This window comes from Blautia sp. Sow4_E7, from assembly GCF_052116245.1.
Classification (GTDB): domain Bacteria; phylum Bacillota; class Clostridia; order Lachnospirales; family Lachnospiraceae; genus Blautia_A.
The window spans coordinates 247,115-254,128 of sequence record NZ_JBQKLL010000002.1 but is presented as its reverse complement, the minus strand read 5'-3'; the positions used below and the strand labels follow the sequence as shown (position 1 = coordinate 254,128).

The window sequence follows — 7,014 nt, the reverse complement described above, 5'->3', positions numbered from 1 at the left end:
TGGAGCATTCCTGATGACGTGCTGGTAACACGACATCATAAAGGGAATGCTCTTTTTCTTTCTATAGATTTATGGTCATTATAACCGTCTGTTCATGGACTGGCAAGCCCGGTAGCTTTCGGATAAAAAACGGTAGCTATAACACTTACATTCGGGAACTGTCAAAGCAAATTACAGCCAGATTGCATTGTGAAGATTATTCAGACAATGCACTGGAAAAGGCTCGTGCCTGCTATAATTTTGTAACAAAGAATGTACGCTATTCTTTCATGCCAGCCTATTTCAGCCAGGAAAACATTGCGGATAACTGTGCAAAGAATCTATATGGAGACTGCGGTGTGCAGACCTTGTTATTTATCACTTTGTGCCGATGTGCTGGTGTTCCTGCCAAGTGGGAGAGTGGCTGGGCAGCAGAGCCAGGCTTTTGTGGAGCCCACGACTGGGCAAGATTTTATGTGGAGCCTTATGGCTGGCTGTATGCAGATGTTTCTTATGGCGGGGACGCTGCATCACTGGGAAATGAAGACAGAAGACAATTTTATTTCGGTAATCTGGATCCTTTCCGAATGAGCACCAACACCGCATTCCAGGCGGATTTTGATGTTCCCAAGGAAGGCTTCCGCGCAGATCCATACGATAACCAGGTTGGTGAGATGGAGGTAAATGGACGCGGTCTGGAGTACGGGGCGTTTGTAAGAAGGAAAGAAGTACTATTCTGCGAGAAATAAAACACATTAACTATGACCGATAAAGCAGCTTCTGAAAATATTCGGAAGCTGTTTTGTTATCCGGAAATATAGAAACAGAAGAGAACAGCAGTATGAAAAAACAGCCCCCGGAGATTTTCCAGGAGCTGTTTTCTAAGATAAGGGAAACAAAAATGTAGTAAGATGTCAAAAATTTAATTACTCTTCGTGAGTATCCTGTAAAGCCAGGTAGCCTTCCTCGCCAGTTCTGATCTTCACAACGTTTTCGATATCGTATACGAAAACTTTTCCATCACCGATCTGACCGGTATGAAGAACTTTCTTGGCTGTTTCGATCACTTTCTGAACCGGAACAAGGCTGACAACGATTTCAATCTTAACCTTCGGCAGCAGGTTCATATCCATCTCAACACCACGGTAGTAAGCAGGAGCACCTTTCTGAACACCACAGCCAAGTACGTTTGTAATGGTGATACCAGTGACACCGATCTCATTCATGGCCTGCATGAACTCTTCCAGCTTGTTCTGACGGGTGATGATCACAACCTTTGTAAGCTTATGAACACCGTCTGCCGGGATTTCCGGAACAAATTCAGCTGGAGCAGAAGGTCTGGAAACTGTGGTAAATTCTCTGGATGTTCCCATTGGAGTCGGAACAGCAGCAACTGCGTCGCGGATCGCAAATCCATCGTATGCACTTGCAAGACCATGCTCTTTGATGTCAAGACCCTGGATCTCTTCCTCAGCGGATACACGAAGTCCAATGGTATGTTTGATTACCTGGAAAATAATGGTCATGGTAACGACTACCCAGGCGATTGTGATCAGCATACCAACAAGCTGTACCCCAAATCCGTGGAAACCGCCGCCAACCAGAAGACCTTTCCAGTCTGTACCAGCACCGTCGGAGAAAAGACCAACTGCAAGAGTACCAAATGCACCGTTTAAGCCGTGAACACCAACAGCACCAACCGGATCGTCAACTTTTAATACCTTATCAATAAATTCAATACCAAATACAACTACAAAACCAGCTATAATACCGATAATAGCTGCGGAAGCAGGAGATACGGTATCACATCCTGCTGTGATTGCAACAAGTCCTGCAAGAGAACCGTTCAGGGACATGGAAACATCTGGTTTTTTGTAACGAACCCATGTAATAAGCATAACGGTTACCGTTGCTACAGCTGCTGCAAGGTTTGTGGTAACAAAGATTTTTCCTGCACTTACAATTGCATCGCCTTCCATGGATACGGTGGAAGCGCCGTTGAAACCAAACCAGCAGAACCAGAGGATGAACACACCAAGTGCACCAACTGTCAGGTTGTGGCCAGGGATTGCTTTTGATTTGCCATCTTTGGAGTATTTTCCGATACGAGGTCCAAGGATAAGGGCACCGATAAAGGCTGCAACACCACCTACCATATGTACAGCACAGGAACCTGCAAAATCGTGGAAGCCCATCTGGCTGATAAAGCCGCCGCCCCAGATCCAGTGACCGGAAATCGGATAAACCACAAGGCTGATCATAAGACTGTATACACAGTAGGATGAAAACTTGGTTCTCTCAGCCATTGCACCGGAAACGATGGTAGCAGAAGTAGCACAGAAGACAGTCTGGAAAATCAGGAAAGCCCAGAAAGGAACGCCATCTGGAAGCATTGCACTTCCGTAGTTTGCCTCTGAAGCAAGTCCGCCGATCTTTCCGAAAAAGCCATTTCCGGCTCCGAACATGATACCGAAACCGACGATCCAGAAGGCCGGGGTTCCGATACAGAAGTCCATCAGGTTTTTCATGATAATGTTACCTGCGTTTTTTGCTCTGGTGAAACCAGTTTCTACCATTGCAAATCCGGCCTGCATGAAGAAGACCAGCGCGGCACCAACAAGTACCCAGATCGTGTTTACTGCTGAATAATCCATAATAATTTCCTCCCTCGTTTCGCACTTTTCGAAAAGCTCCGAAATTGCGCTTATAAATATCAAAAAGGGCGAAAGAGAAAACACCTATCTGTTTTTCCTTTCGCGCCTTTACGATCATGGTTATTGTCTGCGTCAGCAGAAATATTCAATTGTATAATATGTAAAACAGGGGATATCCGTATCGTGTGATTAATGGATGAGGAAATCGATAATGAATTATGAAGTAGAGTTTCATAATAGATATCCCCTGTGTTTACCAGTGTGAGAAACCGATTCCGAAAAGGAAAAGTTTCTTTAGGATTCTCCTCTGAAAATCCGATTAGATGTAGAAGAGAAGTTTTCCATATGTAGGATATGGAAGCAGGTCATCCGGAATGAGAGTTTCAGCCTCATCAGCAGATTTTCTAAGTTCCTCCATGTCCTCAAGCACTTCGCTCTGATACAGCTTAGCATTTTCCAGAACATCCTCAGTTGCTCTTGCTTTTGCAGTATCTGCTTTCAGCTTCTCAAGACCTTTTGTCATAGCATCCTGAAGTTCGGAAAGTTTGGTAATAAGAGCTGTTTCACTCTCACAGGTGATTCCAGGAACAACAGAAGCTTTCAGGCTTGCTGTGCTTGCAATTTCTTCGATATAAGACATAACAGATGGAAGAAGGTCTTTCTGAACCATTTCAACCATTGTGTTAGATTCGATGTTGATGGTCTTGGAGTAGTTCTCAAGCCAGATCTCATAACGGGAGTGAAGCTCCTCGCTGGTGAAAATGCTGTGCTTTGTGAACAGGTCGATATTTTTCTGTGCGATCCACATCGGAAGAGCATCCGGAGTAGATTTCAGGTTGTAAAGGCCACGTTTTTCAGCCTCTTCAATCCACTCATCTGTATAACCGTTGCCATTGAAGATCACACGTTTGTGTTTCTTGATGGCTCTCTTGATCAGTTCGTGAACTGCATGCTCCATATCTTCCGGAGCTACACCTTCCAGTTCTTTTGCAAACTGGTCAAGTGCCTCGGCAACAGCTGTGTTTAATACGATATTCGGGTTTGCAACAGAAGCAGCAGAACCAAGCATACGGAACTCGAATTTGTTTCCGGTAAATGCAAATGGTGAAGTACGGTTTCTGTCAGTATTGTCTTTTACAAAGTGCGGCAGAACAGTTGCTCCGATATCCATCTGTACAGCACCGTGAGAAGTAAAGTAAGTATCATTTTCGATAGATTTCAGAACCTCGGTAAGCTCATCACCCAGGAAAATAGATACAACTGCTGGCGGAGCCTCGTTGGCACCAAGTCTGTGATCGTTTCCGGCGCTTGCAACGGAGATACGGAGAAGATCAGCATATTCATCAACGGCTTTAATAACTGCCATTAAGAATACCAGGAACTGAATGTTCTCAACTGGTGTTTTTCCGGGATCCAGAAGGTTTACACCGTCATCTGTGATCATGGACCAGTTGTTGTGCTTACCACTTCCGTTGATTCCCTCGAAAGGTTTCTCATGAAGGAGGCAAACCAGATCGTGTTTGTCAGCTACCTTTTTCATAACTTCCATGGTTAACTGGTTGTGGTCAACAGCTACGTTAGTAGTATCGAATACAGGAGCCAGCTCATGCTGTGCAGGAGCAACTTCGTTGTGTTTTGTTTTTGCAGGAATGCCAAGCTTCCAGAGCTCTACGTCAAGGTCGTGCATGTAAGCTGCAACCTTTGGCTTCAGGGTTCCGAAATAGTGATCTTCCATTTCCTGTCCCTTAGGAGCCGGAGCGCCAAGTAAGGTACGTCCGCAGAATACAAGGTCTTTTCTTTCTTTATAAAGTTCCTTTGGAATCAGGAAGTATTCCTGCTCAGGTCCTACAGTAGTGGAAACATGTTTGATTCCTTTGTTTCCAAGAATGTGGAGCATGTTGACTGCTGCTTTATTTAAGGTATCCATGGAGCGAAGAAGAGGAGTCTTTTTATCAAGAGCCTCGCCGCTGTATGAACAGAAAGCAGTAGGAATGTAAAGGGTTCCATCTTTAATGAAAGCTGGTGATGTAGGATCCCATGCTGTATAGCCTCTTGCTTCGAAAGTAGCACGAAGACCACCGGATGGGAAACTGGATGCATCCGGCTCGCCTTTTACAAGCTCTTTACCGGAGAAATCCATGATCACCTGTCCATCGCCTGTTGGAGAAATGAAGCTGTCGTGTTTCTCAGCGGTTACGTTTGTCATAGGCTGGAACCAATGTGTATAATGAGTAGCACCGTTCTCAATGGCCCATTCTTTCATAGCGACTGCAACGGAGTTGGCAACGTCAAGCTCCAGATGAGTACCATTTTCGATGGTCTTTTTCAGTGCCTTGTACATGTCCTTTGGTAATTTACTGCGCATGATTCTGTCGTTGAAAACAAGACTTCCATAAATCTCGGGAATATTCTGTGTCATAACGGATACGCTCCTTTCACTTTTCATGTCTTTCTTCATCCTGATTATTTTTGATAAAAGAAAAAGGCACCTTGGATCCATTTCTGTAATCCAAAGCGCCTTTGCTTTATGTCCTGTAGTATACTCAAAAAAATTCGTATGTCAATAGTTTTTTTGAAAAAAATTCCAAAAAGATTTTGCGATTGACTGAAAAAAGTTCTTGTTCAAATTTGGTTTAGCGTACTTGACAAATGGACTTCTTCCATTATAATTTTTTATGTTTACTGAAAAATATACTCAGTACCGAGGAGGAAAACAAATGGCGGAGATTAAAGAAGAGTGCGGTGTCTTCGGAATCTATGATCTGGATGGAAATGATGTGACATCTTCTATTTATTATGGTCTTACTTCCCTGCAGCACCGTGGTCAGGAGGCCTGTGGCCTGGCAGTATCAGATACCAAGGGACCCATTGGAAATGTAAAGTTTCACAAGGATCTGGGATTGGTAAGCGAGGTGCTTCGCGAAGATACACTTCATAAGATGAGTGGTGATATTGGAATCGGACATGTACGTTATTCTACAACAGGGGCGTCTGTTGCAGAGAATGCACAGCCTCTGGTTTTATCTTATGTAAAAGGAAGTCTGGCACTGGCACATAATGGAAACCTTGTGAATACAAAGGCGCTGAAATGGGAACTGATCCAGAGCGGAGCGGTTTTTCACACCACCACAGATTCAGAAGTGATCGCATTCCATGTAGCAAGAGAACGAGTACATACCAGCTGTGTAGAAGAAGCAGTCTTAAATACAGCCAAGAAGCTGCAAGGAGCATATGGGCTTGTGATCATGAGTCCCCGTAAGCTGATCGGAGTGCGTGATCCTTATGGTTTAAAGCCACTCTGTCTTGGAAAAAGAGACAACGCCTATGTACTGGCTTCTGAGAGCTGCGCCCTTACTTCAGTAGGTGCTGAGTTTATCCGTGATATTGAACCGGGCGAGATGATCACCATCAGCCGTAAAGGGGTAAAGTCTGATAAGACCCTTGCCAGTATGGTAAAAACCCGGGCCCACTGTGTTTTTGAATATATTTATTTTGCAAGACTGGACAGCACTCTGGACGGCGTAAAGGTCTATGATGCCCGTATCCGCGGTGGCAAATCCCTTGCAAAATCCTATCCTGTAGAAGCGGATCTTGTTACCGGTGTTCCGGAATCCGGAATTCCTGCTGCAAAGGGATTTTCTGAGGAATCCGGCATTCCATTCGGATTTGCATTTTATAAGAATTCTTATATCGGCAGAACCTTTATCAAACCAACCCAGAAAGAAAGAGAGTCCAGCGTTCATCTGAAGCTGAGCGTGCTGGAGGCTGTTGTAAAGGGCAAACGTATTGTGCTTGTGGACGATTCTATTGTCCGTGGAACCACCATTGCCAACCTAATCTGTATGCTGAAGGAGGCAGGCGCTCTTGAAGTGCATGTAAGGATCAGTTCCCCGCCGTTTTTACACCCCTGCTATTTCGGAACTGATGTGCCAAGCAACGACCAGCTGATCGCAGCCCAGCATTCCACAGAGGAGATCCGAAAGATGATCGGAGCCGATTCCCTTGGCTATATGGAGATCGATTATCTGGAAGGCATGGCAGGAGGACTTCCTATTTGTAAAGCATGCTTTGACGGCAAATATCCTATGGAAATTCCAGATGAGAATAATTTACAAAATGACTTTGAAATTCACAAGATATAAGAGAAAAAATTTCATTTGTACGGACTGTCCTAGAACGTCCATAACAATAAAATAGTCTATAATTAACAAAATACCGATTGTAAATTTGTACAATCGGTATATTTATGTCCGAAATGTTACAAAAAAGTATACAAGAAAAAACTTGACAAAAATCGCGAGCTGGTGCATAATTTGCCTCAATCAAGGGAAAACGTTTTCAAACTTTCCCTTGATCAGAAAAGGAAACCAATATTCCTGTA

4 protein-coding genes are annotated in these 7,014 nt (G+C 44.1%); 2 read left to right on the top strand and 2 right to left on the bottom strand.

All coding sequences use genetic code 11. The annotated features are described in order from the left end of the window. The first annotated feature begins 182 nt into the window (after positions 1-182). Entirely contained in the window at positions 183-728 is a 546-nt protein-coding gene (locus tag ACTQ50_RS02710; protein ID WP_441482865.1) for a transglutaminase-like domain-containing protein, read from the top strand. A 177-nt stretch (positions 729-905) separates the two neighbouring features. Here ACTQ50_RS02710 and ACTQ50_RS02705 read toward each other — a convergent pair whose 3' ends face one another. Beyond that, positions 906-2,633 carry an ammonium transporter gene (locus tag ACTQ50_RS02705; protein WP_441482864.1) on the bottom strand — a complete coding sequence of 576 codons (1,728 nt, stop codon included), beginning with the start codon at positions 2,631-2,633 and terminating at the stop codon, positions 906-908. A 319-nt stretch (positions 2,634-2,952) separates the two neighbouring features. After that, entirely contained in the window at positions 2,953-5,052 is a 2,100-nt protein-coding gene (locus tag ACTQ50_RS02700) for a glutamine synthetase III family protein (RefSeq protein WP_441482869.1), read from the bottom strand. Positions 5,053-5,350: 298 nt separating this feature from the next. Between ACTQ50_RS02700 and purF the strand changes: the two genes are divergently transcribed. Then, entirely contained in the window at positions 5,351-6,775 is a 1,425-nt protein-coding gene (purF, locus tag ACTQ50_RS02695) for an amidophosphoribosyltransferase (protein WP_441482863.1), read from the top strand. The last annotated feature ends 239 nt before the right edge of the window (positions 6,776-7,014 follow it).

Excerpts from the sequence above, each read along its gene's own strand:
- purF (WP_441482863.1), top strand. The coding sequence starts at position 5,351 with ATGGCGGAGATTAAAGAAGAGTGCGGTGTCTTCGGAATCTATGATCTG.
- ACTQ50_RS02700 (WP_441482869.1), bottom strand. The coding sequence starts at position 5,052 with ATGACACAGAATATTCCCGAGATTTATGGAAGTCTTGTTTTCAACGAC.
- ACTQ50_RS02705 (WP_441482864.1), bottom strand. The coding sequence starts at position 2,633 with ATGGATTATTCAGCAGTAAACACGATCTGGGTACTTGTTGGTGCCGCG.